The sequence below is a fragment of the Fibrella aestuarina BUZ 2 genome (genome assembly GCF_000331105.1).
In the GTDB taxonomy this organism is placed as follows: domain Bacteria; phylum Bacteroidota; class Bacteroidia; order Cytophagales; family Spirosomataceae; genus Fibrella; species Fibrella aestuarina.
Genome location: NC_020054.1, coordinates 5,106,642 through 5,131,024 on the forward strand (window position 1 = coordinate 5,106,642; position 24,383 = coordinate 5,131,024).

The following is a 24,383-nucleotide window of genomic DNA, read 5'->3' on the forward strand; positions in this document are numbered from 1 at the left end:
ATGATTGGCCCACAGCTAATACTTTGGTCATTTCTGATCGTATTACCGATCAGTGCATTTGTCTGGAGCTTCCTGTTGGTCTATCCGTGGCGTTATTTCAGACAGTACTTGATCGGCCATCTGGCGATGATAATTAGTTATTACCTGCTTATCTGCTTCCTGCGCAGTCCTGAATCTGACCCAGATGGCGACCGTACGATCCTCCGGCTGGTCATGGCCGGTTACAGCCATTGTCTATTAGGCACGCTGGCAGCCTTTTTCATCCGAAAGAAGTACGCATCACACTAGTCCATTCCATCAGCGGGTGGTTTTAAACGGCCCGTTCACAACCATATGATTACCGAATCAGTCAATACCTCGTTCGAATCGCTCTCAGCCCAACTGGCGGGCCTGAATGAGATCGACGCGCTCCGGAAACTAACGGAGCTGTTCCCGGGTCAGGTCGTATTTTCGACGAGTCTGGGCTACGAAGATCAGGTCATCACCGACCTTATCGCCACCAACGAGCTACCCGTTCGCCTCTTTACGCTGGATACGGGTCGCATGTTTGGCGAAACGTATTCGGTCTGGAACAAGACGCTCAGCCGCTACGGATTGCCCATCGAGACAATGTACCCCGACCAGCGGAAAGTGGAGCAACTGATGACCACCAAAGGCCCCTACAGCATGTATGAGTCGGTGGAAAACCGGAAGGAGTGCTGCTTCATCCGCAAAGTCGAGCCGCTGAACCGGGCGCTGGCGGGCCAGAAAATCTGGATTACCGGCATCCGCGCCGAGCAGTCGGCCAACCGCCACGACATGACGCAACTGGAATGGGACGACGCCCATCAGTTGTTCAAGTTTCACCCGCTGCTCAACTGGACATTCGACGACGTGAAGCAGTACGTGAAGGAACACAACGTACCCTACAACCCCCTTCACGACCGGGGTTTTGTGAGCATCGGCTGTCAGCCCTGCACCCGTGCCATTCAACCCGGCGAAGATTTCCGCGCCGGCCGCTGGTGGTGGGAAGACAACTCGAAGAAAGAATGCGGCCTCCACACGCACGAGGAGGTTTTTAAACCATAGAAATGTCATTTGGCTTCGCGTCATTGATGGTCATTGGTTGTCATTCATAGTCATTTATTGTAATTGATAACAGAACAATGAATGACTACCAATGACCATCAATGACGCGAAGCCAAATGACAACACATGCTAATAAGCTCTCTGAATTATGGGGATCAATGAGTTGCAGGTTTATCAGTTAGCGATGACGCTGGGCGAGCATGTCTGGGGCATAGTAGCTAACTGGGATTCGTTTGCAAAACAGACCCTTGGCAACCAACTTGTACGGGCCGCTGATTCAGTTGCTGCCAACATTAGTGAAGGCTTCGGGCGCTATCATTACAAGGAGAATATACGATTCTGCTACATTGCCCGGGGCTCCCGGGGCTCATTGCTTGAAACCAGAACCTGGCTTGACAAGGCACAACGGCGCGCATTGCTCGCTGATGACTTGCATCGGCAACTGGAACAGGACATAAACACCTTGGGCGTTAAGCTTAATAACTACCTGAAATCGCTTGGCCAAAAGGCCAATTTGACAAGTGCTGATCATCAGGTCAGCGAATCAGACGTTTTTTATAGGTCAAGTCATTCAGACAGCCAATGGGACACCACAAATGACAATGAATGACGACATATGACTATGAACGACCATTAATATGGATTACCTCGATCAACTCGAATCGGAAGCGATTCACATCATGCGCGAAGTGGCCGGTCAGTTTGAGCGGCCCGCTTTGCTGTTTTCGGGCGGGAAAGATTCCATCACGCTCGTGCACCTGGCTCGCAAGGCCTTTCGCCCCGGCAAATTCCCGTTTCCGCTTGTGCACATCGACACGGGCCACAACTTTCAGGAAGCCCTCGATTTCCGCGACTGGCTGGCCGACAGTCTCGGCGAACGCCTCATTGTCAGGTACGTTGAGGATACCATCCGTACCCGGAAGCTGAAGGAGCCGACGGGCCGCAACGCCACCCGCAACGGCCTGCAAACCTTTACGCTGCTGGATACGATCGAAGAATTTGAGTTCGACGCCTGCATCGGGGGCGCCCGCCGCGACGAAGAGAAAGCCCGCGCCAAGGAACGGGTGTTCTCGGTACGCGACGAATTTGGCACCTGGGACCCCAAACGGCAGCGACCCGAGCTCTGGAACCTCTACAACGGGCGGATTCACAAGGGCGAAAACGTGCGCGTGTTTCCCATTTCCAACTGGACCGAACTCGACGTCTGGAATTACATCCGCCGCGAGAACATCGCTCTGCCGAGCCTGTATTTCGCCCACGATCGTGAGCTGCTGCTGCGCGATGGCAAGCTGATGGCGACGGCCAACGGCGTGATTCAGCGCGAAGCCGACGACGAAATCGTGACGCGCCGGGTACGTTTCCGCACGGTCGGCGACATTTCCTGCACCGCCGCCTCGGAGTCGGGTGCCGACACGCTCGAAGAGGTGATTGCCGAAATTCAGGCGACGCGCATTTCGGAACGGGGCGAAACCCGCATGGACGATCAGCTCAGCGAAGCCGCCATGGAAGACCGCAAGAAGGGCGGCTATTTTTGACTTAGTCTTCGTTATGCTTTAAAAATCAGATCACTATGAACGCAGTAACGCTCGAAACACAAGACGACCGGTTTCTAATCAGCATTGACCGCGATTATGTTGATCAGGAATTTTTAATCAACCTTGTTGAACGCATCAAACTGGAACACTTGGTTCGCAAAGCTGGTTTTGATGAGAGCATAGAAGAATTAGGCGAACAGATCAAAGCCGACTGGTGGGCCGCTAACCGGGATCGTTTTCTTAACCGGGAACCATGACTAACGTCGTCATCGACTCGAATCTGTTTTTCAGTGGTTTACGAACGCCAAACAATTGGGTACGTGACACCTTGTACCGGCCAGATATCCGGGTTTTCTCGCCTAACTTTTTGATTGTTGAAATCTTCAAATACAAAGAGAAGATTGTCGCCCGGTCGAAATCAGATGAGAGCGAGGTATACGAGCTGCTTAACCTGCTTCTGCAACGAATTACCTTCGTCAATGAAGAAGCCATTTCGCTAGGCAATCTTATTCACGCTCATCGGTTGTGTGCCGATATCGACGAGAAAGATATGCTTTTCGTAGCCTTGGCGCTTGATTTATCGGCCCTTTATTGGACGCGTGACCAGAAACTGAAAGACGGCCTGCAACGAAAAGGCTTCGTCCAGTTTTTTGAGCCCTAATTTACATTACATGGACTTACTACGATTTATTACCTGCGGCAGCGTGGATGATGGGAAAAGCACCCTCATCGGCCGGTTGCTATACGATTCAAAATCCATCCTGGCCGATCAGCTCGAAGCGGTCGAAAAAGCCAGCAAAAGCCGCGACAACGGCGATGTGGACCTAGCCCTACTGACCGACGGTCTCCGCTCGGAACGCGAGCAGGGCATCACCATCGACGTGGCTTATCGCTACTTCCAGACCACCGCGCGGAAGTTTATCATCGTGGATGCGCCGGGTCACATTCAGTACACCCGCAACATGGTGACGGGCGCGTCGAACTGCCAACTGGCCATCGTGCTGATTGATGCGCGGCATGGCGTAGTCGAGCAAACCCGCCGGCACTCGCTCATTGCGTCGCTGTTGGGGATTCAGCACGTGGTGGTAGCCGTGAACAAGATGGACCTCGTCGATTTTTCGCAGGACGTGTTCAGCAACATCTGCATTCAGTATACCGAGCTGGCGCAGAAGCTGAACATACCCGACATCACGTACATCCCCATCAGCGCCCTCAATGGCGACAATGTGGTGGACCGATCGACGGCGATGAGCTGGTACGACGGCACGACGTTGCTCAATCACCTCGAAACCATCGACATCGACGACACGACGAACCATACGCTGAGTCGTTTCCCCGTCCAATACGTGCTGCGCCCCCAAACCGCCGAACTACCCGACTACCGGGGATACGCGGGTAAGATCACGAGCGGCGCATTCCGGGTGGGTGAAGCTGTCACGGTGCTGCCTTCCGGCGAAACATCGACCATTTCGCGCATTGAAAGCAATGAGCAGGATATCCAGGAAGCCGGGGTTAACCAGTCGGTTATTCTGCACCTTGCGGACAACGTCGATGTGAGCCGGGGCGATCTGATCGTACCCTCGACCAGCCAACCCGTTGTTAGCCAGACCGTCGAAGCCATGCTTTGCTGGATGGACACGAAGGCGTTTTCAGTCGGCAGCAAGTATGTGCTACAGGTAGGTACGTCCCGCACGCGTTGTGTGGTGCGCGAGATCCCGTATCAGCTGAACATCGAAACCTACGAACAGGTAGCCGACGTCGAGAGTCTGAAGCTCAACGACCTGGCGCGGGTGGTGCTGAAAACGGCCCAACCCATTGCGTTCGATCCCTATTCGCAGAACCGGGCCAACGGCGGAGCGATCCTCATCGACGAAACCAGCAACGTGACGGTCGGTGCCTTGATGCTGGAAGGCGAAGCATAATCGGTTGTTCACAGCCTGACATCAACCCATGGATATGACGATCGGAACCATCATTTTAGCGGCCGGGCAATCGTCGCGGCTGGGCGAGCCCAAACAATTACTGGAACAGAACGGACAGCCGCTGGTGCGACACATGGCGCAGCTGGCCGTTGACCTCAACGCCGGGCCAATCGTGGTCGTGGTAGGTGCCCATGCCGAGGCCGTTTCCGATGCCCTGCATGACCTTAAAGTACGGAAGCTACCCAACCCCGACTGGCAATCGGGCATGGCGAGTTCGATTAGGGCGGGCGTGGCGCTGCTGGCTCCTACCCAGCCTGAGGCCATCCTGATCTTGCTGACCGATCAGCCCTACGTAAGCCGGGCGCTGGTGGAACAGTTGATCGAGACAGCCCGCTCTACGCACAAGCCTATCGTTGCCAGCCAATACGGCGACACGCTCGGTGTGCCCATCCTGTTTCGCCCCGCTTATTACGAAGCCTTACAACAGCTTACGGGCGATACTGGCGCCCGACTGCTCGTTCAGCAAAACCCCGACGACGTGGCTGCCGTGCCGTTCGAAGAAGGCAGCATCGACCTGGATACGCCAGAAGACGTAGCCCGCTGGCGGGAACAATAGACCCATTGGCTGGCTCGTCGGCACTAACCGACGAGCCAGCCACGATATAGTAGTTACTGCTCGTAGAGTTCGATTGGCAGCTCATCGGGGTCGGCGAAGAACGTGAACCGTCGATTGGTGAACTCATCGATCCGGATTGGTTCCGCCTGAACACCTTTGGCATTGAGCAGTCGAATGCTTTCCTCGATATCGTCGACCACGAAGGCGATATGCCGAAGCCCGGCGGCTTCCGGCCGGCTGGGGCGACCCGGCGGATTCGGGAATGAAAACAACTCGATCACATACTGCCCATTCAACGACAGATCGGCCTTATACGACTGGCGGGCAGCCCGATACACCTCCTGATCGAGGTTGAACCCTAATATCTGAGTGTAGAACTGCTTCGACCGCTCATAGTCGCGGCAAATGATGGCAATGTGGTGAACGGCTTTGAGCTTAATCATGGGCGGCGATTGACGGATTGTGCGGCTGAGTAAGGCCACAAAAGTAGCAATCACGCGGTAGCCTACAGACCCAGGTGGAGACAAGTTAAAAAACCAGTAGCTTCGTCTGAACTGTTTTACCTAAACCGCATGACACGCCACATATTGTTACTGGGTGCCTTTCTGCTCACCCGACAACTCGCTGTTGCCCAATCGTATACCATCAAGGAAGTAGCCGCTCCGGCGGCGGCTGGTTTTAGCGCCGAGCGGCTGCAACGCATGGACCGTTTTCTTCAACAGTACGTTGCCGATCAGAAACAGGCGGGCGTCATTGGCTTCATCAGCCGCAACGGACAGATTATTTATTACAAGGCGTTTGGGAAAAATGGCCCTAAAAAAGACCAATCCCTTCAGCGCGACGCCATTTTCCGCATCGCTTCGCAAACCAAAGCCATCACCAGCCTGGCCGTGCTGATGTTACTGGAAGAGGGGCGTTTCCTGCTCGACGACCCCATTTCAGCCTACATTCCGGCCTTTAGAAACCCCGTCGTACTCGATAAATTCAACGAGAAAGATTCGAGCTACACCACAAAGCCCGCCCGGAGCGAGATCAGCATCCGGCAATTGCTCACGCACACGTCGGGGCTTAGTTATACCAGCATCGGCACGAAAGAGGCCAACGCCATTTACGCCAAAGCCAATATTCCGAGCGGCATTGGCACGCCGTTCTTCAGCTTGTCGGCCAGCGTCAACGCCCTGGCCAAGCTGCCACTGATGCACAACCCCGGCGAGCGCTTTACCTACAGCCTCAGCACCGACGTGCTGGGTCGGTTGGTCGAGGTGCTTTCGGGACAGTCGCTCGACCAGTTTTTCCGCACGCGCATTTTCGAGCCGCTGGGCATGAGCGACACGTATTTTTATTTACCACCCGCCAAACACGCCCGACTCGCGACGCTCTACGCCGAAAACCAGCAGCGTCAGCCCGTTGCGATGGCCATGCAGGGCAACCAGTCACCCGATTATCCCAATCAGGCGGGGCAGTACTTCTCGGGGGGTGCGGGGCTGGTGTCGACGGCCTCCGATTACGCTATTTTTCTGCAAATGCTACTCAATGGCGGGCACTACAACGGTAAAGTGCTGCTGGCCCCGTCCACCGTCCGGATGATGCTGTCGAACCAGATTGGCAACTTGAGCATTGGCGATCGGAAGTTTGGCCTTGGCTTTGCCCTGGCAACCGCTCAGACTGCGGCCCGGCTCCCCAACTCGGAAGGCACGTTCGACTGGGGCGGCTTTTTTGGCACCAATTACTGGGCCGATCCGCAAACCGGCGTGATTGGTATGGTGATCACCCAGAAGGTTCCGAACTCGTTTAACGACCTGAACGACAAGTTCAAGATGCTGGTGTATCAGGCGCTGGTTGGCACGCCCGCAGGTACGTCGGTATCGACCAACGGGGCTACAGCAACGGCGGCAAAGAAACCATAGCGGGGCGTTGCTGGCAGCGCAACCGCTGCCCTGGCCGTTAATTTTTCCTAATTCACCGGTACACACGAAGGCGGGTTTCCCGGCGTTGTACGGAAAAAGCCTATTTTTGCTCGATGGCGCGTAGAAAGAGTAATGTGGGTGGCTACCCAACCGGACGAATCCTGTTCAGCTTAACGCTGGCCCTGCTGTTGATTGGGGCTTGTGGCCTGTTGGCGATCCAGTCGAAACGGCTGGTGACGCAGGTGCGGGAAAGCAACGAGGTGCGGGCCTTTCTGGATAGCGACCTCAGCGACAGCGACCGAACGAAACTAGCCAAAGCGTTGGCCAGTGAGCCCTTTGTGGTAACCGACGGCTCGACGCCGCAGATCAGGTACGTCTCAAAAGATGACGCCGCCCGGGAGTTTATTGCCGAAACGAAGGAAGATTTTACGCAGTTTCTGACCGACAACCCCCTGCACGCCAGTTACCGGATTCGGCTTCGGGAAGATTATTTTGCCGAAGACAAGTTGAAGGAAGTAAAGGAAAGCGTGGAAAAACTCGACGGTGTATTTGAGGTTGTTTACCCCGAAAACATGGTCGATAACATCAACCGCAACATCACGAAGATCTACGCCGTGATGGCCGGGTTTGCCTTGGTGTTGCTGGTGATTATCGTGGTGCTGATGAACAACACGATCCGGCTGGCGTTGTATTCACAGCGGATGCTGATTCGGAGTATGCAACTCGTGGGGGCAACCAACGGCTTCATTACCAAGCCGTTTCTGCTGCGTGGCCTCACGCAGGGCCTGATGGCGGGCGTGATTGCCTCAACGATTCTGATCATTCTCTGGTACATCGCGCTGGTGAGTCTGCCTGAGCTAGGTACGTTGACCGATCCGCTGCACCTGCTGATGCTGGCTGGCGCCCTGGTGGTGCTGGGTATGCTGATTGGTTTTTTAAGCACGCTTCAGGCCGTGAACCGCTACCTCGGCCTGTCGCTGGATGAATTGTATTGATCAACTGTCGTTAGCTTCGCGTCATTCATAGTCATTTATCGCCAATAACCATGAATGACCACAAATGACGCCGAAGGCAACTGACAACAAATGACTAATTCTATGGAAACGACTCGTTTAAAAACACCGAAGGCCACGCAGGCAACGACCTACACCACGCCGCTGGGTAGCAAAACCGAACCGGCCTTTGCGTCGGAGATGCCGTTCGGGAAAACAAATTACCAATTGATGATCGCCGGAATCGTAGCCATACTGGCGGGTTTCCTGATCATGACGCTCGACACCGAGGAATTTGGCTTCGGGTTCATGGGCCTCACGCTCGGCCCGCTGGTGGTCGCTGCTGGCTTCATCATCGAGTTCTTCGCCATCCTGAAGAAGCCCACTTCTGAAGCATAAGCGAACGCAAAGGCGCAAAGGGGGCGCGAAGAACGCAAAGAGCTTTCTTAGAAAATGACTCTTCGCGTTCTTCGCGTCCCCTTTGCGCCTTTGCGTTTAAATCTTCTCGTAGCTTTGCGGCTCACTTTCGCTGCTTCCATGAGTCTGTTTCATGCTATTATGCTGGCCATCATCGAGGGCCTGACCGAGTTTTTGCCCGTTTCATCGACTGGCCACATGATCATCTACTCGTCGTTGGCGGGGATTAGTGGCGACGAATTCACCAAGCTATACACCGTCGACATTCAGTTTGGCTGCATTTTGTCGGTGCTGGTGCTTTATTACCGCCGCTTCCTGCGCGACACCCGTACTCGCGAAGACATGGCTTGGTATAATGCCCTACCCGATGGTATCCGGCGGCTGCTCGGCCCAATCTCGGGACAACTCGATTTTTACCTGAAACTGTTCGTGGCCTTTCTGCCCGCCGCGGTGATTGGCTTCCTGCTCAACGATTTCATCGACAGCCTGCTCGAAAACGTGGTCGTGGTGGCCATTTCGCTGGTGTTGGGTGGCATCGTGCTGATCTTCATCGACCGGCTTATCGAGAAGAACGTAACGCGCGACTACGACATCACCTTCCCCGAAGCACTCAAGGTGGGTTTCTTCCAGTGCATCGCCATGATTCCGGGGGTATCGCGCTCAGCGGCCACCATCATCGGGGGCATGACGCAGGGCCTTACCCGGCAACAGGCGGCCGAATTCTCATTTTTCCTGGCCGTACCCACGATGGCCGCTGCTTCGGGTTACAAGCTTCTGAAAACGTATAAACTCCTGCAACCGGCTGATTTCCAAACCTTAGCTATCGGCAATGCCATTGCTTTTGTGGTCGGGCTGCTGGCCATTCGCGGCTTTGTCGGTTTCCTGAACAAGTACGGCTTCAAGGTATTCGGCTACTACCGCATCATCGTCGGGCTGGCGATTCTCGGCCTGGTAGCCGCCGGCGTGAAGATTGACATTTTGTAATTAGTTGAACGCAAAGGCGCGAAGAGGTTCGCAAAAACTATAGCGTCTTTGCGAACCTCTTCGCGCCTTTGCGTTTTCTTTTTTTATGACGGAACAAACCGATCCTAGCCAGTTGATTCTGATTGACAAGCCGCGCGAATGGACGTCGTTCGACGTGGTGAATAAGCTGCGACGGGCCTGTAAGTTCAAGAAAATTGGGCATGCCGGTACGCTCGACCCGCTGGCAACAGGCCTGCTGATTCTCTGCACGGGCAAAATGACCAAGCAGATCGACAGCTATCAGGCGCAGGAAAAAGAATACACAGGTACGTTGGTGCTGGGCAAAACCACGCCGTCTGTCGACCTGGAAACCGACTTCGATGCTGAATTCGACGTGTCGGGCATTACGCCCGAGATGGTGCGTGACGCCGCCGCCCAGCTTACGGGCACGATCCAGCAGATTCCGCCCATCTACTCGGCGGTGCGGGTCAACGGCGAGCGGCTCTACGAACGCGCCCGGCGTGGCGAAACGGCCGATCAGGTCGAGGGCGGTATCAAAAGCCGGACCGTTACGGTGAGCGTGTTCAACGTACTGACCGACGATTTCCCGACCATCGACTTCCGCATCGTGTGTTCCAAAGGCACGTACATTCGTAGTCTGGTCCGCGATCTGGGACTGCTGCTCAACAACGGCGCGTATATGTCGGCCCTGCGCCGCACCCGCATCGGTGATTTCGACGTCAAAGACGCGCAAACGGTGAACGGGTTTATTGATGACTATTTAACAAGACAGTAATGGTCATTGATTGTCATTCCTGGTCATTGGTAGTCATTCGTCGTAAAAACAATGAATGACTACCAATGATCAGGAATGACAATCAATGACAACCAATGACAACCTATGCTTGTCCATCGCGGCATCGACAGTTTATCCCCCCTCCCCTACGCGGTCGTTACCAGCGGTACGTTCGACGGGGTCCATCTGGGGCATCAGAAAATCTTGCAACGGCTCAACGAAGTAGCCCGTAGCCACCCCGATGGACAGTCGGTGGTGATGACGTTCTGGCCCCACCCGCGCACGGTGGTGTCCAACGACAGTCAGGACCTGCGGTTGCTGTCGTCGCTTGAGGAGAAAATTACCCTGCTCGAACACGCGGGCGTCGACCATCTGATCGTGATTCCGTTTACCCGTTCGTTTTCGCAACTAACCTCAGAGGAATTCATCCGCCAGATACTGATCGATCGCATCGGGACACGCAAGCTGGTGATTGGGTATGATCACCGGTTTGGCCGCGACCGTGAGGGTGGTTTCGATTACATTCAGGCGCATCAGGCCGAATTTGGCTTTGAAGTCGAAGAGATTCCCCGGCAGGACATCGAAGCGGTGGGCATCAGTTCATCGAAAATCCGGACGGCACTCAACGAAGGCAACGTTACGGCGGCTACGCGGTTTTTGGGTCGCCCCTACTCGCTGACGGGCACCATCGTGAAAGGGCGGCAACTGGGGCGCACCATCGGTTTCCCCACGGCCAACCTGCAAGTCGATGACCCCGTGAAGCTGATTCCGGCCAATGGCGTGTATGCCGTGGATGTGGAACAGGGCGGACGTACCTACGGCGGCATGCTCAACATTGGTTTCCGGCCGACGGTGGCGGGCGAGCATCAGACCATCGAAACCTACATTTTCGATTTCGACAAAGACATTTACGGCGAACACATGACGCTCCAGTTCCGGGCGTTTCTGCGCCCGGAACAGAAGTTCAACGGTCTGCCCGCGCTCGTCGAGCAGCTTCAGCAAGATGAACAGCAGGCGCGGGCCTTGCTGGCGCGGTAGGTGACGAAGCGATGCTTGAGCGTAAGAATGCGTCAAGATCTCTCATGCTTCGGGATGACAAAAAAGCCTTATTCCAACACGCGGCTCAGCAGGTTCACCCAGTTTCTGTGAAAGATCTTATCGAGGTCGTCGTCGGAGTAGCCGCGCCGTTGGAGGATAGCCTCGAACTGTTGCAGGTCGGCAATGGTGTCCAGGTCGTAGGGCGATTGCTCGGTACCAAAAAGACCATCCAGATCACTGCCAAAGCCGATATGATCGGTTGACCCCGCCAACTGGCAGATATGGTCGAAATGATCGACCAGCTTTTCGATGTTAATGCCCAGCGCCTGCGGAGATTGCTGCGCCTGCCGGTAGTCTGGATACAGCATCCAGGCATCGAGCGCTCCACCGATCACGCCGCCGCGCTCGATGATCCGCTTCAATTGCTCGTCGGAGAATTGCCGCTCGCCGGGGATGATGCTGCGGCAATTCTGATGACTGGCGATGACGGCGCCGCCAAACACGTCCAGCGCCTCAAAAAAGCCCCTATCAGTCAGGTGCGTGAGGTCGAGCAGCATGGGCAGGCGGTTCATTTCGGTCAGTAGCTCAACGCCCAGCCGGGTAAGGCCGCTCCCGTCGGAATGCGTCCCGGCGGCGTAGCGCCCCGGCCCGAAATGCGAGATACCAATTGAGCGCAGCCCCTGCTCATAATAGCGGTGCAGGTACTCCACCGACACGATGGAATCGGCCCCTTCCAGCGCCAGAATGTAGCCAATGGGCTTTTTTTCCTCTTGCTGGGCCTCATCCTGCCAGAGCGCCAAGTGCTGTTGCAGTTCAGCGCGGGTACGTATCGGCACCATCTCGCCGAGGGCTTCCATCTGTTCATACCAGCACCGTTGCGCCTGCGCGTCGGCATAGGCCTGTTGGGGCGAATGCCAGCCCGGCAATCGCGTTGCCTGTGCGGGCCAGCCGGGTTCGGTGACGCGGGCGATCATCGTGGCAAACACCAGCCCGATGTTTCCCGCCCGAAGTTCGGGGAGCGCCACGGTGCCTTTTCCCCGGTCGGGTGTGTCGGTCCAGCCCAACCGGGTTTCATTGGCCCGAATGGCGTGAACGGGCTGCGTCAGGTCCCGATTCAGAGCAATGGCATTGGTCGACAGATCAAGATGGGCGTCAACAAGAAAGCGGTTGGGCATGGGTGAGTTAGTCAATGAACAAAGCAGACAGCTACGTATCAATCTTGGATACTGGGCAGCGTCCAGTCGTTACGAATAGCCAGCAGGCGGAACAGCGTAATCAGCCCTACTGACAGAATGATGTTCAGGGTCGGGTCCAACCCCATCGATTGGTTGAAAAGGTAAAGCAGCGCGCCAAACAGACAGGGCGTGACATACAGTTGCCGGTCCAGAATCAGGGGCAATTCGTTGACCAGCGTATCCCGAATCACGCCGCCGAAAAGGGCCGAGATAACACCCAGCAGGATGGCCGCCCAGTCATTGACGCCAGCCGTCAGGGCTTTCTGCATGCCCAAGATGGTAAACAGGCCAATGCCGATGGTGTCGAAAAGCAACAAGGGCCGGTGGAGTGCGCTGCGCCACCATTTTCGAAAGAACACGGCAATGATGACGTTACCGGCGATCACGATCAGGTAATTGGGGTCGCGAATCCAGGCAATCGGGTAAGCGCCCATGATGACATCGCGAACCGTGCCGCCCCCAACGGCAGTCAGAAAACCAACGAAAAACAGCGCGACGATGTCGTGGTACATTTTCTTGCCTAAGGCCGACAACACGCCCGATATGGCAAAGACACTCGTACCAACCAAATCAATTACGTACCAGATCGTCATGTGAGAAAAGCACACCGGTTAAGTCGCCACCTGCGGCAACGAGTCAGCAAAAATACGCCGCATGACGATTTCGCACGGAGTGGCTTTAGAGTTGTATTTTGCCATAAATGAGGCTACATCGTGATCATCCGATCACGAGCGACGATCCGCCAGGGTTCGCCTGGCCGCCCATCGACGACCGGAATAACCCGTTCGTAGAGATTGACCGTGGGACAGACATGCATCGGAATGGCCAGAAACGCCTGCCCCACCTGATACACAGCGCTGTCGGGAACCCGCACATTGAGGTGTTCTTCCGACTGCCTGACTACCTCGTATTCGTCTAACTGAGGGAACACCACCCGCGGCAGGGGCGGATCAGCCGCCACGGCTTTGCTACCCAAATCGAAGCAGAGCGTCTGCTCATCCACAATCGACAGAATGCGGGTCAGGATGAAGGCGGCGGACTGAAATGGCAGATCCGGGAACGACGAGCCGTAGCCCGCATCCCACAGAAAGAATGTACCCGGGCTGCACTCGACGTCGGGCTTGCCGGCGTAGAACCGAAATGAGGGCGACCCACCCATCACCAGCGTAATCGTCCGGCCAAACTGTTCGGCAGCCAGTTCCTGCAAGGGCTGCATCTGGGCATAAATTGCGTCGGTTTTGGCCTGCCGGGCGGCGGGGTCTGTGTCGCGCAGGTGGCCATCGTAGCCGTGTAACCCAACGACCCGGATGCCGGGCATATCCTTCACGGCCTCGATGAGTGTAGGTACGTTGGCGGGGGCAATGCCGGTGCGGTCCATGCCCACATTCACATCGATATACACGTTCAGCGGGGCATCGGCAAACAAATCAGACAGCAGCTGGGCGCTGGGTACGTTGTCGATGAGGCTGGCGAAGGTCGTTTGCCCGAACGCCCGACGTACCTGGGCAAATCGCTGCGCCTTTACCGCGCTCAATTGCATGTTCAGCAGCACATCGGGCGCGCCCGCCCGGCCCAGCAGTTCAGCTTCGGCAATGGTGCTGCATTTGAACTTACGAATCCCCTTCTGAATGGCCAACGCCGCAATCTCCTGGCACTTCACCGTCTTGATGTGCGCCCGCAGGCAGTTGCCGGTTGGGGTGGCCGTCAGGGCCAGTACCGCGTCGATGTTGGCATCAATGGTGTCGGGGTAAACCAGCAGCGCCGGTGAATCGAGCTGATCCAACGGCGCTGTGGGTGGGGCAGTAAACAAACGTGTCATGGTGCAGTATACGCAGTTTTTGCGTACGAGCCACCGACGACCAGCCTACACATACACCCGTTCGTAGTATTCGCGCACCATCCGGTCGGCTCCGAAGAAGGCGTTCACGTCGGTCATGCTGCGAGCCACCATCCCCTGCCACTCGGCTGGGCGGTCGTAGTACATGGGCAAAATCTGTTGCTCCAGCAGGTCGTAAAGGCCCGCGCAGTCGTGGGCGTCGCGCACGTCGGCGGTGGCGTTGCGGTCGGCCAGCGGGACGATGAAGCTGTTCTCGTTCGGTTTGGCAAACTCCGAAATCCAGCCGTCGTTGGTCGAGAGGTTGATGGCGCCGTTCATGGCCGCCGTCATGCCACTCGTGCCCGACGCCTCACGCGGCACGATGGGCGTATTCAGCCAGATATCGGCCCCGTCTTTCAAAATTTTCGACAGCCGCAGTTCGTAGCCCGTCAGCACCGCCATGTTGGGATGCAGATGACTACGGTAGAACAGTTTGTTGAAGTTTTGCTTGGCCCCCTCGTCGAACGGGTATGGCTTTCCTGCCCAAATGATCTGGACCGGGTAGTCGGGGTTATTGAGCAGCCGCGTAAACCGCTCGTAGTCAGACAGCAGCAACTCGGGGCGCTTGTAGGCGGCAAACCGACGCGCCCAAACGATGGTCAGCACCGCCGGATCGAAGAGTTTCCCGACCTGATCGGCCACCACGTCGAGCAGCAGTTGCTTCATGGTTCGTTTCCGCACGGCCATCCGGTCGGCGTCGCGCTGTTGCTGGGCGTCGGCCAGTTGGGCATCAGCCCAATAGCGTTGATTCTGCGCGTTGGTCACGTGCGTAATCTCACACGTACCCGGGTAGTGCGCCCACATTTCCCGAGCCACTTCGCCGTGCAGTTTCGATACGCCGTTGGCCCGGCGAGCAACCCGCAGCACCGCCAGCGAATGGTTGAAAATATCTTCCCGAATGCCCGTCAGCTCACCGACCTGATCGAGCGACAACCCGTTGAAAAAGCCGAGGTTATCCAGAAAATGAATGTTGTGTTTCTCGTTGCCCGCTTCTTCCGGCGTGTGGGTCGTGAAAATTAATCGTTTGGTGATTTCGTCTTTCGCGCCGTTGAAGGTTCGGTACAGGTGGAAGATGGCCGAGAGCGCGTGGGCTTCGTTGAGGTGATACACCTCGGGGCTGTAGTTAATTTCGTCCAGAAACTTGGCGCCGCCCAGGCCCAGCACCATGCACTGCGCCACCTTCAGCGTGGGGTCGTTATCGTAGAGCCGGTATGAGATCGCGCGGGCCTGTTCGTCGTTGCCATCCACGTCGGTGGTCAGGAAGAACATCGGCACCGTGTTGAAGTGCTTGGGGTCGAGGTAATAGGCACGTACCCAGACTGGCCGACCGAATACCTGAATGGTGAAGTGAGCGCCCGTATCCTCCAGAAACGAGTAGATCTTCTCCCGAAACTGCACGTCCATGGCGTTGTCGGCCCGACGTACCTGATCGTAATACCCTTGCTTCCAGAGCATCCCGATCCCGATCAGGTTCTGTTTCAGCTCATAGGCACTTTTCATGTGCGACCCGGCCAGAAAGCCCAGCCCGCCCGAATAGGTCTTCAGGGCCTGATCGATGGCGAACTCCATCGAGAAATAAGCAACGGATTTTTTGTAGGCCGGATCAACGGCGTACGGGTGCCGGAAAGCGGCCGGTAAAGTAGCGTTCATAGGGGAGTTACCAGATGGGAAACGACAAAAGTACAGGTTTAAAATCAACGCGGGTGTTCCGTAAGCGGGTGGTTTAAGCTACCCGCTTACGGAACACCCGCGTTGATCAGTGTGTCTAGGCCAATACCTCGCTCACGGCGTGTTTTACCTGATCGTAGGCTTTACCTGCTTTGTATTTGGCTTTGCCGTACTGGTATTGCGCCTGAAGCTTATCCGACCACGAGGCGTTGCGATACAGGGCCGCCAGCGCGATACCCGTCAGGGCCACCGCCGCCAGGCCGATACCGATGGCCAGCCCCGACGATTTGGCTTCTTCTTTCACCTGCTGCTTCGGCGTGTTGAACTTCCGCATCTGGCTCGCCAGCATTTCCTGCGGCATGGTGTAGGCCATTACCTCGAAGGCTTTGTTTTTGATCCCCCCCGGCACCACTTTGGGCTTACCGGCCATCAGGGCGTCGTACCCATCTTTGGCTACCATCGCGGGATCGTCGAGCATTTCCGTCACCAACGTGTCTGAGGCACCAGCTTTGTTGAAGAAGTCAGTATCGGTTGCGTTGGGCATCAGGGCCGTTACGGTTACGTTGGTGTCTTTCAACTCGTTGACCAACGACTGCGTGAGGTTCCAGACGTAGGATTTCGTGGCGGCATACACAGCCTGCAATGGGAACGGCGTGATCGACACCAGCGAGGCCAGGTTCAGGATCTTACCCTCGTTGCGGGCCACCATATCTTTCAGGTACAGCTTGGTCAGCAGCGTGGTCGTCAGCACGTTGAGGTGGATGAGCGATTTCTCCGTTTCCCAGTCGGTTTCCGTGGCAAACTTACCATAGGTCGATACCCCAGCGTCGTTGACGAGTACATCGACCGTAATGCCTTTGGCTTTTACCTGCTCGTAGACATCGCGGGCGGCGTCTTCCTCCGACAGGTCTTTCTCGATAACCAGTACCTCCTCGGTGCCGTAGTTCATCTCGAAGACTTCGCTTAACCGGTGCAGGGTTTCTACACTGCGGGCTACCAACACGAGGTTATAGCCATCCTGAGCGAACAATTTGGCCAGCTCCTGACCAATGCCACTCGACGCCCCGGTGATCAGGGCCGTTTTTCCAATTCCTTTCTTCTGGCTCATAAACGTTGATTTGTAATAATGTACAATGCACGATGAACAATGTACAATGAACCGCTAGCGAAGTCATTGTACATTGTTCATCGTGCATTGTACATTATTCTAGGCACATTGTTCAGCCACCCTACCGATTGGTGCGACCGAAGAAGTAATTCACGCCGAAGCGGAAACGCCCACCTTTGTTCCGACCAGCCAAGGCATCGGCCTGGTTGAAGTAGTTGCTTTCAAGAGCCAGTTCGGCCCCCAGATTACGGCGAATCCAGAGCATTGTACCGATCTCAAGCGCCACGCTGCTGTAGGTTGCTTTTTCCTCAGCGCCGATGTTACTCGACCGTTCCCGGCCAATGTTGTACGAGACACCACCAAAACCGCTGATGCGGGTGCGCCACGGGTAGTACCGCAGGAAAACCCCCGTCTGCGTAGCCTTGTAGCTTGTGTTCAGGCGGCTATCGAAACTCATTTGCAGACCGGCAATTAATCCCTGCTGGAAAAAATACCCAACCTTTGGCGAAAAAGCCAGGTACGTGCCGCTGCCCGAACCGGTACCAAATCCCAGCGCGGCCCCTGCCATGGTGCTGCCTTTCTGGAACCAGGTCAGTTGGTTGCGCTCCTGATACGAGCGACTCACCTCGTATTCTTCCCGGATGCGCTCTTTGGCCTTGCCAGCCGCCTGATTCACATCTTGTTTCACATCCTGAGCCTTCTCACGCACATTGTCGCGGGTTTGCTCGTCGATCAGGGGCCGGTCGTTTTGCCTGTTCGATCGTGATGAATCGGAGGGTGAGGTGGTCTGCGCGACCGACGTACCCAGGCAGGCCGCTACTAAAGCGGCTGTGTAGAAAATCGTTTTCATTGGTTCGTTGAGTAAGCACTTCTGCCCTATAAACTGAGTAAGGTGCGTTTGGTTTGGCCATTAAGGCGGCTTTAACGAACAGCGTCCAGCGCCGAAGGCCGTTTCGACAGGCACCATCTGGCCCCTGGCAACGCACCTTCAGCGCTGGACGCTGATCTGTAAATACCGGTTTAGTTAGCCTACCTGCTTCAGCCGGTCGAGCAATTTACCGACTTGCTCAGCCGAAGTAGCCGGAAAATTAGCGATCCGAATCTGGCCCTCTTTATGCTTGCCATACCCGCTGCCAACGATCATACCGGCTTCTTTCACCGCCCCGATAACCTCATTGGCCGGGCGCGTGGTGTTGGCAACAATCACCGTTTGCGAGCGGTGGCGCTCCTCGTTCACGAAGGGGGCGTAGCCATCGGTTTGTTCCAGAAACTTGTAAATCTGCCGGGCTTTTTCTTCGGTCTGTTTCCGAACGGCATTAATGCCAATCTTATTCAGGTCAGCGGCGATCTTTCCTAACAGGTAGATAAACAGCACGTTGGGCGTAGCGGGCGTCTCGAACGTCTGGTAATGCTTGTGCAGGACGGGTAGCGTGTGGTGCGCCCCGATGGTCATCGAATCGTATTGCTGGAGACGCTCGGCTTTTTCCAGGCAGGTTTCCGAGACGATCCAGACGCCCAACCCGGCCGGCATCCCGAAGGCCTTCTGCACCGAGAAAAACGCCGAGTCGATCAGGCTGTAGTCGAGATCAGGATACGGTGCCGACGACACCATATCAACACAAAAAAGCTTCTTGCTGTACTTCCGCTTCAGCTTGTGGATTTCCGTAGGCCGCATCTGCACCCCCGACGACGTCTCGTTGTGCGCCAACGCCACGAGTTCGGCGTACTCCGGCACGTCGACATCGGCCGCGTCGAAGCCTTCGCCAAAGGGCTTTTCGGCGATGTAGGCAAATTTGCGCAGGCTTTGAGCGTAGTCGTAAAACTTACGCGAAAACGAGCCGTTCACCAGGTGAAAGCTCTCGTGCTCCACGCAGTTGAGCAGCATCCGCTCCCACACTTCCGAGGCCGACCCCATGAAATAGATGTCGTGCGTAGCCGGGATGTTCAGCAGCGTGCGCAGTTGCTCGTCGGTATACTTATAGATATCCCGAAACCGCTGACTCCGGTGCGAAATCGACCCAATCTGCTCATTGACGGACGTTTGCAGGTGCTGGTTGAACGTAGGATACAGCTCGGCCGGACCGGGTGTGAAGTAGGTGTTGCTCATAACATGAATGAGCGAAGGAATGAAAGAGCAGTCCACCACGGTGAAGGAGTGAGCTGTTTTCAGTAGGTAAGGCTAACGTACCCGAACTGTATCAACCCACTCTTTCACCGCGGCGGCGGACCGATCTTTCACGCTCTCACTCTCTAATATAAAAGTCTGAACCGAATGGTGTTGTCGATGTCTTTCAGTTCCTGTACCACTTCGTCGGCGTACTCCTTCGAAATGTCGGAGATAACGTACCCGATCGTCTCGTTGGTTTTCAGGTACTGCCCCTGAATGTTGATGTGGTATTTGGCGAAGATGTTATTCATTTTCGCCAGAATGCCAGGTACGTTGGCGTGAATGTGCAACAGCCGGTGCGAATCATGGAGCAACGGCAGTTGAAGCTCCGGGAAATTGACGCTGCCGTAGGTGCTACCGTTGTTCATGTAGGCCAGCAATTTTGTCGGCACGAACTGCCCGATATTGGCCTGCGCCTCTTCGGTGCTACCGCCGATGTGAGGCGTCAGGATCACGTTGGGTAGGCCGCGCAGTTCGTTCAGGAACTCCTCGTTGTTGGTTTTGGGCTCATACGGGAACACGTCGACACCCGCTCCGGCTACCTTACCTGATTTAATCGCCTCGACCAGCGCCGGTACGTCGACAATATGCCCCCGCGACAGGTTCAGGAAAATCACGCCCTGCTTCATCATGCCGAATTCGCGGGCGCCAATCAGGTTTTTGTTTTCCTTCCGGCCGTCGGTATGCAGCGTAATCACGTCCGAAACGGCCAGTAATTCGTCGAGCGACGCGCATTTGCGGGCATTGCCCAGGGCGAGTTTATCCACGACATCGTAGAAGTACACTTCCATGCCCAGCGCCTCGGCCACGACCGATAGCTGCGTGCCGATGTTGCCATAGCCCACCAGCCCGAGCTTTTTGCCGCGCACCTCGAAGCTGTTCGTCGCCGATTTGTCCCAGATACCCTCGTGCATCTTGTTGCTCTTCGGCACGATGTTCCGAATGAGCATGATCATCTCGCCCACGGCCAGCTCCACCACCGAGCGGGTGTTGCTGTAGGGCGCGTTGAAGACCGCAATACCTTTTTCCGTCGCCGCCGTCAGATCAATCTGGTTGGTACCGATGCAGAACGCCCCGATCGTCATGAGCTTGGGCGCGTTGTCGAGCACGCGGCGCGTGACGTTGGTTTTCGAGCGGATGCCCAGGATATGCACGCCTTGGAGCGCCTCGATCAGTTCGTCTTCATCGAGGGCGCCTTTACGAACGTCCAGGATGAAGCCCTCTTTCTCGAACAGGGCCAGGGCAATGGGGTGCACGTTTTCGAGCAGCAGTACCTTGATGCGGCTCTTCGGATACGATTGGCTACGGCTCAATTTATTGTCGAATAAAAACTCGTCCAGTGAAGCCGCCACGTGGTCGGCTTTGGCCACGACCGACGGGCGTACTACGTTTTCGGTAAACGCATAAAACCGGTTGGCCAGCCCCGATTCACGGATTTCGTAGTCGGTATAACCGTCGCCGATCACGTATACATCGCCGTCAAAATTCAATTCCCGAATCAGCTTCACCTTGCCTTTGTCCTGCGACAGCGGGTTGGTTTCGTCGCAACCGACAATGCTGCCTGCCTCGTCAAAGTGGAAGGTATTGGCATAAACGTTCTCCGCCTTGATGCCCAGCGCCGTCACGATGGGCACAATGAACTCTTTAAAGCCGCTCGACACGATGAAAATCCGGTCGGCGTGCTCGGTCAGGAACACCCGGTTGCGCTGAAACGAGTCGGACACCATCGTCGAGAGGCGTTCAACCAGCGCGGGGAGCTGATCGCGGTGCGCGTTGAGCAGTTTCAGCCGCTGTTGAATCGATTGGGCCAGCGAGAGTTCGCCCGCCATGCCCCTGTCGGTGATGGTTCGGATCTGATCGAGTACATCGTCGCGGTCGGGCCGACCCGATAGCGAGATTTCACCCAGCACGTCGAGGGCTTCTACCTTCGTGAAGGTGCTGTCGAAATCAATGATGTAATACGTCTGATCGGGGGCCGATGCCGTCGAATTCAGTGTTGGCGATTGCGTTAACATACAGAAAAAGATTACAGAAAACTTAGTCTCACGATGGGTTCGGTCGATCAGCCGAACAGGCTGGTTGGGCGTGTTGTACGTCGTGCCAACCCTGTTCTCTCGTCAAGCAAACCGCTGTTGTCTGTATGGTGAAGTGTTACTGTGTCAGAAACGAGGCGGTGCGTTTCTCGGCGTAGGTGGGCGCCTGAAGGCCTTCATTGGTAGTAAACCCGCAATGACCGCCTTGTTCAGGAAACTCCATCCAGACCGAGGTCAGTTCCTTAGCCAGGGCTTCCGGGAAGCATTCCGCCGACAAAAATGGGTCATTCCGGGCGTTTATGACCAACGTCGGTACGGTTATTTTCGTCAGAAACGCCAGCGAGCTATTTACCCGATAGTAGGTATCGGCATTGCCAAAGCCGTGCAACGGGGCCGTAATGAGGTCGTCGAACTGCCGCAGTGAGCGAATTTTACCCATGTCCACGTTGCGGATGGCGTCGGGTAGCAAGGGCGCTTTCTGCCGGATTTTTTCTTTCAGCGTGCGCTGAAACCGAATGTTATAGACCATGCTGTCCCACTTTTCCAGCCGGTCGGCCGTCGTGAGCAGATCGAGCGGCACCGAGATCGCCACCGCCCGCCGAATTGCCCCGTCAACTGCCGCGCCGCGTTCACCCAGGTACTTGAGCGTGATGTTGCCCCCAGCGCTAAATCCCACGAGGCTGATCTGCCGGTAGCCCAGCCCCAGCGCGTGGTCGATTACCGTTTGCAGATCGCCCGTTTCGCCGATGTGGTAAAAACGGGGCAGCCGGTTCATCTCGCCGCTGCACGATCGGTAATGCCAGGCCATGCAGTCAAAGCCAGCGTGCGTCAGTTCACGCACCATGCCCGCCATGTACTGCCGGGTCGAGTCGCCCTCCAGCCCGTGCGAGATGATCACGAGCGGTGCACTGTCGGACGGAGAGTTGCCAAGAGGTAACGTACCTGACGGCTCATTGGCCCCATGCCGACAGAGGTCGACGTCCAGAAAATCGTGGTCGTTTGTTTCCAGCCGCGTCCGAACGTACCTGACCGGAATCTTGCGAAATAGCGACGGTATGACCGTTTGAAGGTGCCCGGTTGGCAGGTAAGCCGTGGGCCGGAAGGAAGGCGTTGTAGTCAGGGGCATACCCAACAAAAAAGGGCCGTGCTGATCAGCACGGCCCTGCAAAGGTATGGCTTATGGCTTATTTGTTGGCAACCATATGGGCAACCCGCCGGATCGTCACGAAGCGTTTGCGGTAATAATCGGCGTTCAGGAAGTCGAATTTTACACCGCCGCTGCTGGCCGAATGGATAAACTTGATCTGGTTGTTGATGACTTCGGTGATGATCCCGACGTGCCCCACGCGCGATTTACCGGCGGCGTGGCCGTTGAAGAAGATCAGATCGCCGGGCTTAGCAAATTCACGCTCGATCTTGGCACCAATCCCCGCCTGAGCAGCGCTCGAATGGGGCAGGCTCACCCCGAACTTGGTGAAGCAGTAGCGCACAAAGCCTGAACAATCAAAACCGCTGGGCGAGGTGCCACCCGACCGATAGCGTGACGACAGGTGCTTGCGGGCAAAACCCAGCAGGTCCTGAATCACCGGGATGTCGTAGCGTTCGTCGGCCTCAGTTGCCACTACCTCGGGGTCCGCAACGTCGGTCTGTCTGGCTAAAGCAACTTGTTTCTGAATTGAGGTCGGCAGCACGGCCATTTGGGCCATTGGCGAGGCACTAACGACGGTCTTCGTTCGTACGGTGCGGGCGTCAAAGGAACGGTGGTTATTGGCAGGCGTCTCGGCGTTCTGGCTCCACTGAGCCGTTACGCGAATGGTATCGCGTGAATAATCGTGCAGAGGCTGGGCATTGGCAATTCCAAAAACGAGTACGGCGGGCACCGTAATAAGCAATCTTTTACACATAGAAAAGGCTATTTCGTTGGGGTTGCTGCAACGAAACTATGCCCATCTGCCCGTAAGGCCAAATTTTCAACTGAAAAAATGTGGTGTGTATTCCACATAATTGGGGAATACACACCACATAGCTCCTGGTTAACTCTCTGACCGTTAGCTAGTAATAGCCAGCCATACGCTCAGAATTTTTTAATCTCCTTTCAGCAGCCTCCGTTCCTGAGCGGTGAGACTACCCATACCGTGTTCGTTGATTTTGTCCAGAATCCGGTCGATCTCCTGTTGCCGCTGAAATTTGGCCCGGTTGTACCGCTCGTCTTTTGATTCGGGCTCACCTCGGCTGAGTGAAAAGCCGCGGATGTAGAGCCAATCCGGGCGCTTAATGATGAAAAACAGAAAGACAAGCGTGGGGGCCGTCAGCAACAGCACAAAAGGCCAGTTAACACGCACCACGTCGGTATCGAGCAGGCAGATGGTGAAGATACCCGCCAGCGCCCCGCCCAGGTGGGCATCGTGGCCGATGTTGTCATTCAGCGATTTAAGCCCGTAGATCGAGAACAGCGTGTAAACCAGCCCAAATACCCAGGCGGGCATCCGGAAGGGCAGGAACAACGGACTGATGGAAAGACCGGGATACAGCACGATGGTGGCGAAGATGAGCCCGGCCACCGCCCCCGATGCGCCAACGGCCCGGTACGAACTGTCGTTGCGGTGGATATAGAGCGCCAGCAGGTTGCCGCCAACCAGGCTGGCCAGATACAGAATGAGCACCTTCCAGGGGCCAACGACCCACTCGACCGTTCCGGCGAATGACAGCAGCGCATACATGTTGAAAAACAGATGCCACCAGTCAACGTGCACAAAACCCGCCGAGATGAGGCGACTGTATTCCCGGTGCGTCAGGATGCCATCGACGGTAAAGGCATAGCGCTCGAATACCGAAGGGCGGCGGAAGGCGCTGAATGTGATCAGGGCGGTAATAATGGCCAGTAGCAAGCCTATTGTTCCGGTGGAAGCCATACGAAAAGGATTGACGTCGAACGGTCGCCGTAGTGCTGTTTAGCCGCAGCCCCCACACGAACCGTTACCCTATAAACGCCAAATGCCGCAGGCACGTTTCGTTGTGCAAACCGGATTTCAGCCGTATACT

26 protein-coding genes are annotated in these 24,383 nt (G+C 56.0%); 14 read left to right on the plus strand and 12 right to left on the minus strand.

The genetic code is table 11. The features are described 5' to 3' along the window. The 8 genes from FAES_RS21225 (at position 1) to FAES_RS21260 (ending at position 5,141) form a co-directional block, all read left to right on the plus strand. Positions 1-288 (plus strand): hypothetical protein, encoded by a 288-nt coding sequence (locus FAES_RS21225; RefSeq protein WP_041258271.1) that lies wholly within the window; start codon positions 1-3, stop codon positions 286-288. Positions 289-333: 45 nt separating this feature from the next. Then, positions 334-1,068, plus strand: coding sequence for a phosphoadenylyl-sulfate reductase (locus FAES_RS21230; RefSeq protein WP_015333239.1), 735 nt, complete (start codon positions 334-336; stop codon positions 1,066-1,068). A 148-nt stretch (positions 1,069-1,216) separates the two neighbouring features. Beyond that, complete coding sequence (locus FAES_RS21235; RefSeq protein WP_065814283.1) at positions 1,217-1,678, plus strand: four helix bundle protein; 462 nt, start codon at positions 1,217-1,219, stop codon at positions 1,676-1,678. A 28-nt stretch (positions 1,679-1,706) separates the two neighbouring features. Then, positions 1,707-2,603 (plus strand): sulfate adenylyltransferase subunit CysD, encoded by an 897-nt coding sequence (gene cysD / locus FAES_RS21240; RefSeq protein ID WP_015333240.1) that lies wholly within the window; start codon positions 1,707-1,709, stop codon positions 2,601-2,603. 35 nt (positions 2,604-2,638) lie between these two features. After that, positions 2,639-2,860 carry a hypothetical protein gene (locus FAES_RS21245; protein WP_015333241.1) on the plus strand — a complete coding sequence of 74 codons (222 nt, stop codon included), beginning with the start codon at positions 2,639-2,641 and terminating at the stop codon, positions 2,858-2,860. After that, a complete protein-coding gene (locus FAES_RS21250) occupies positions 2,857-3,264 on the plus strand; it encodes a PIN domain-containing protein (RefSeq protein WP_015333242.1) in 408 nt (135 codons plus the stop codon). The genes FAES_RS21245 and FAES_RS21250 overlap by 4 nt, the downstream gene beginning before the upstream one ends. 10 nt (positions 3,265-3,274) lie before the next feature. Continuing rightward, positions 3,275-4,525: a sulfate adenylyltransferase subunit 1 gene (locus tag FAES_RS21255; protein WP_015333243.1), complete on the plus strand. Its 1,251-nt coding sequence runs from the start codon at positions 3,275-3,277 to the stop codon at positions 4,523-4,525. A gap of 34 nt (positions 4,526-4,559) precedes the next feature. Beyond that, complete coding sequence (locus tag FAES_RS21260; RefSeq protein WP_041259281.1) at positions 4,560-5,141, plus strand: nucleotidyltransferase family protein; 582 nt, start codon at positions 4,560-4,562, stop codon at positions 5,139-5,141. Between the two features lie 53 nt (positions 5,142-5,194). On the opposite strand, the gene FAES_RS21265 is transcribed toward FAES_RS21260, so the two are convergent. Further along, positions 5,195-5,584, minus strand: a complete 390-nt coding sequence (locus FAES_RS21265) for a VOC family protein (RefSeq protein WP_041258272.1) — start codon at positions 5,582-5,584, stop codon at positions 5,195-5,197. 129 nt (positions 5,585-5,713) lie between these two features. On the opposite strand from FAES_RS21265, the gene FAES_RS21270 reads away from it, so the two are divergent. The 6 genes from FAES_RS21270 to FAES_RS21295 all read left to right on the plus strand — a co-directional run bounded on the left by FAES_RS21270 (position 5,714) and on the right by FAES_RS21295 (position 11,254). Continuing rightward, the gene (locus FAES_RS21270) at positions 5,714-7,048 is read left to right on the plus strand and encodes a serine hydrolase domain-containing protein (protein WP_015333246.1); all 1,335 of its coding nucleotides are present in this window, start codon (positions 5,714-5,716) and stop codon (positions 7,046-7,048) included. A gap of 113 nt (positions 7,049-7,161) precedes the next feature. Beyond that, positions 7,162-8,043, plus strand: a complete 882-nt coding sequence (locus tag FAES_RS21275) for a cell division protein FtsX (protein ID WP_015333247.1) — start codon at positions 7,162-7,164, stop codon at positions 8,041-8,043. A gap of 102 nt (positions 8,044-8,145) precedes the next feature. After that, positions 8,146-8,439 carry a DUF3098 domain-containing protein gene (locus FAES_RS21280; protein WP_083891503.1) on the plus strand — a complete coding sequence of 98 codons (294 nt, stop codon included), beginning with the start codon at positions 8,146-8,148 and terminating at the stop codon, positions 8,437-8,439. A gap of 138 nt (positions 8,440-8,577) precedes the next feature. Beyond that, on the plus strand, positions 8,578-9,441 hold the full coding sequence (locus tag FAES_RS21285) for an undecaprenyl-diphosphate phosphatase (protein ID WP_041258273.1): 864 nt from the start codon (positions 8,578-8,580) through the stop codon (positions 9,439-9,441). Between the two features lie 85 nt (positions 9,442-9,526). Further along, positions 9,527-10,216: a tRNA pseudouridine(55) synthase TruB gene (gene truB, locus FAES_RS21290; protein ID WP_015333250.1), complete on the plus strand. Its 690-nt coding sequence runs from the start codon at positions 9,527-9,529 to the stop codon at positions 10,214-10,216. Between the two features lie 105 nt (positions 10,217-10,321). Beyond that, positions 10,322-11,254 carry a bifunctional riboflavin kinase/FAD synthetase gene (locus FAES_RS21295; RefSeq protein ID WP_015333251.1) on the plus strand — a complete coding sequence of 311 codons (933 nt, stop codon included), beginning with the start codon at positions 10,322-10,324 and terminating at the stop codon, positions 11,252-11,254. A 68-nt stretch (positions 11,255-11,322) separates the two neighbouring features. On the opposite strand, the gene FAES_RS21300 is transcribed toward FAES_RS21295, so the two are convergent. The 11 genes from FAES_RS21300 to FAES_RS21350 form a co-directional block, all read right to left on the minus strand. Continuing rightward, entirely contained in the window at positions 11,323-12,429 is a 1,107-nt protein-coding gene (locus FAES_RS21300) for a dipeptidase (protein WP_015333252.1), read from the minus strand. Between the two features lie 38 nt (positions 12,430-12,467). Then, positions 12,468-13,082: a trimeric intracellular cation channel family protein gene (locus tag FAES_RS21305; RefSeq protein ID WP_015333253.1), complete on the minus strand. Its 615-nt coding sequence runs from the start codon at positions 13,080-13,082 to the stop codon at positions 12,468-12,470. Positions 13,083-13,195: 113 nt separating this feature from the next. After that, on the minus strand, positions 13,196-14,308 hold the full coding sequence (locus FAES_RS21310; RefSeq protein ID WP_015333254.1) for a D-TA family PLP-dependent enzyme: 1,113 nt from the start codon (positions 14,306-14,308) through the stop codon (positions 13,196-13,198). A gap of 45 nt (positions 14,309-14,353) precedes the next feature. Then, positions 14,354-16,015: an alpha-glucan family phosphorylase gene (gene glgP, locus FAES_RS21315; RefSeq protein WP_015333255.1), complete on the minus strand. Its 1,662-nt coding sequence runs from the start codon at positions 16,013-16,015 to the stop codon at positions 14,354-14,356. Positions 16,016-16,130: 115 nt separating this feature from the next. Next, positions 16,131-17,141: an SDR family NAD(P)-dependent oxidoreductase gene (locus tag FAES_RS21320; RefSeq protein ID WP_015333256.1), complete on the minus strand. Its 1,011-nt coding sequence runs from the start codon at positions 17,139-17,141 to the stop codon at positions 16,131-16,133. A gap of 121 nt (positions 17,142-17,262) precedes the next feature. Then, positions 17,263-17,991, minus strand: a complete 729-nt coding sequence (locus tag FAES_RS21325) for a hypothetical protein (RefSeq protein ID WP_015333257.1) — start codon at positions 17,989-17,991, stop codon at positions 17,263-17,265. Between the two features lie 174 nt (positions 17,992-18,165). Next, the gene (locus FAES_RS21330) at positions 18,166-19,248 is read right to left on the minus strand and encodes an aminotransferase class V-fold PLP-dependent enzyme (RefSeq protein ID WP_015333258.1); all 1,083 of its coding nucleotides are present in this window, start codon (positions 19,246-19,248) and stop codon (positions 18,166-18,168) included. Between the two features lie 143 nt (positions 19,249-19,391). Next, positions 19,392-21,323: a phosphoglycerate dehydrogenase gene (serA, locus tag FAES_RS21335; protein ID WP_015333259.1), complete on the minus strand. Its 1,932-nt coding sequence runs from the start codon at positions 21,321-21,323 to the stop codon at positions 19,392-19,394. A 136-nt stretch (positions 21,324-21,459) separates the two neighbouring features. Beyond that, on the minus strand, positions 21,460-22,467 hold the full coding sequence (locus tag FAES_RS21340; RefSeq protein ID WP_015333260.1) for a YheT family hydrolase: 1,008 nt from the start codon (positions 22,465-22,467) through the stop codon (positions 21,460-21,462). 58 nt (positions 22,468-22,525) lie between these two features. After that, a complete protein-coding gene (locus FAES_RS30795) occupies positions 22,526-23,245 on the minus strand; it encodes a C40 family peptidase (protein WP_015333261.1) in 720 nt (239 codons plus the stop codon). A gap of 180 nt (positions 23,246-23,425) precedes the next feature. Beyond that, entirely contained in the window at positions 23,426-24,253 is an 828-nt protein-coding gene (locus FAES_RS21350) for a rhomboid family intramembrane serine protease (RefSeq protein ID WP_015333262.1), read from the minus strand. Positions 24,254-24,383: the final 130 nt, after the last annotated feature.

Coding starts and splice junctions, on each gene's coding strand:
- FAES_RS21295 (WP_015333251.1), top strand. CDS start 10,322: ATGCTTGTCCATCGCGGCATCGACAGTTTATCCCCCCTCCCCTACGCG.
- FAES_RS21235 (WP_065814283.1), top strand. CDS start 1,217: ATGGGGATCAATGAGTTGCAGGTTTATCAGTTAGCGATGACGCTGGGC.
- FAES_RS21320 (WP_015333256.1), bottom strand. CDS start 17,141: ATGAGCCAGAAGAAAGGAATTGGAAAAACGGCCCTGATCACCGGGGCG.
- FAES_RS21305 (WP_015333253.1), bottom strand. CDS start 13,082: ATGACGATCTGGTACGTAATTGATTTGGTTGGTACGAGTGTCTTTGCC.
- serA (WP_015333259.1), bottom strand. CDS start 21,323: ATGTTAACGCAATCGCCAACACTGAATTCGACGGCATCGGCCCCCGAT.
- FAES_RS21260 (WP_041259281.1), top strand. CDS start 4,560: ATGACGATCGGAACCATCATTTTAGCGGCCGGGCAATCGTCGCGGCTG.
- cysD (WP_015333240.1), top strand. CDS start 1,707: ATGGATTACCTCGATCAACTCGAATCGGAAGCGATTCACATCATGCGC.
- FAES_RS21285 (WP_041258273.1), top strand. CDS start 8,578: ATGAGTCTGTTTCATGCTATTATGCTGGCCATCATCGAGGGCCTGACC.
- FAES_RS21250 (WP_015333242.1), top strand. CDS start 2,857: ATGACTAACGTCGTCATCGACTCGAATCTGTTTTTCAGTGGTTTACGA.
- FAES_RS21230 (WP_015333239.1), top strand. CDS start 334: ATGATTACCGAATCAGTCAATACCTCGTTCGAATCGCTCTCAGCCCAA.
- FAES_RS21225 (WP_041258271.1), top strand. CDS start 1: ATGATTGGCCCACAGCTAATACTTTGGTCATTTCTGATCGTATTACCG.
- FAES_RS21340 (WP_015333260.1), bottom strand. CDS start 22,467: ATGCCCCTGACTACAACGCCTTCCTTCCGGCCCACGGCTTACCTGCCA.
- FAES_RS21330 (WP_015333258.1), bottom strand. CDS start 19,248: ATGAGCAACACCTACTTCACACCCGGTCCGGCCGAGCTGTATCCTACG.
- FAES_RS21310 (WP_015333254.1), bottom strand. CDS start 14,308: ATGACACGTTTGTTTACTGCCCCACCCACAGCGCCGTTGGATCAGCTC.
- glgP (WP_015333255.1), bottom strand. CDS start 16,015: ATGAACGCTACTTTACCGGCCGCTTTCCGGCACCCGTACGCCGTTGAT.
- FAES_RS21325 (WP_015333257.1), bottom strand. CDS start 17,991: ATGAAAACGATTTTCTACACAGCCGCTTTAGTAGCGGCCTGCCTGGGT.
- FAES_RS21280 (WP_083891503.1), top strand. CDS start 8,146: ATGGAAACGACTCGTTTAAAAACACCGAAGGCCACGCAGGCAACGACC.
- FAES_RS21265 (WP_041258272.1), bottom strand. CDS start 5,584: ATGATTAAGCTCAAAGCCGTTCACCACATTGCCATCATTTGCCGCGAC.
- FAES_RS21270 (WP_015333246.1), top strand. CDS start 5,714: ATGACACGCCACATATTGTTACTGGGTGCCTTTCTGCTCACCCGACAA.
- FAES_RS21300 (WP_015333252.1), bottom strand. CDS start 12,429: ATGCCCAACCGCTTTCTTGTTGACGCCCATCTTGATCTGTCGACCAAT.
- truB (WP_015333250.1), top strand. CDS start 9,527: ATGACGGAACAAACCGATCCTAGCCAGTTGATTCTGATTGACAAGCCG.
- FAES_RS21245 (WP_015333241.1), top strand. CDS start 2,639: ATGAACGCAGTAACGCTCGAAACACAAGACGACCGGTTTCTAATCAGC.
- FAES_RS21275 (WP_015333247.1), top strand. CDS start 7,162: ATGGCGCGTAGAAAGAGTAATGTGGGTGGCTACCCAACCGGACGAATC.
- FAES_RS21350 (WP_015333262.1), bottom strand. CDS start 24,253: ATGGCTTCCACCGGAACAATAGGCTTGCTACTGGCCATTATTACCGCC.
- FAES_RS21255 (WP_015333243.1), top strand. CDS start 3,275: ATGGACTTACTACGATTTATTACCTGCGGCAGCGTGGATGATGGGAAA.
- FAES_RS30795 (WP_015333261.1), bottom strand. CDS start 23,245: ATGTGTAAAAGATTGCTTATTACGGTGCCCGCCGTACTCGTTTTTGGA.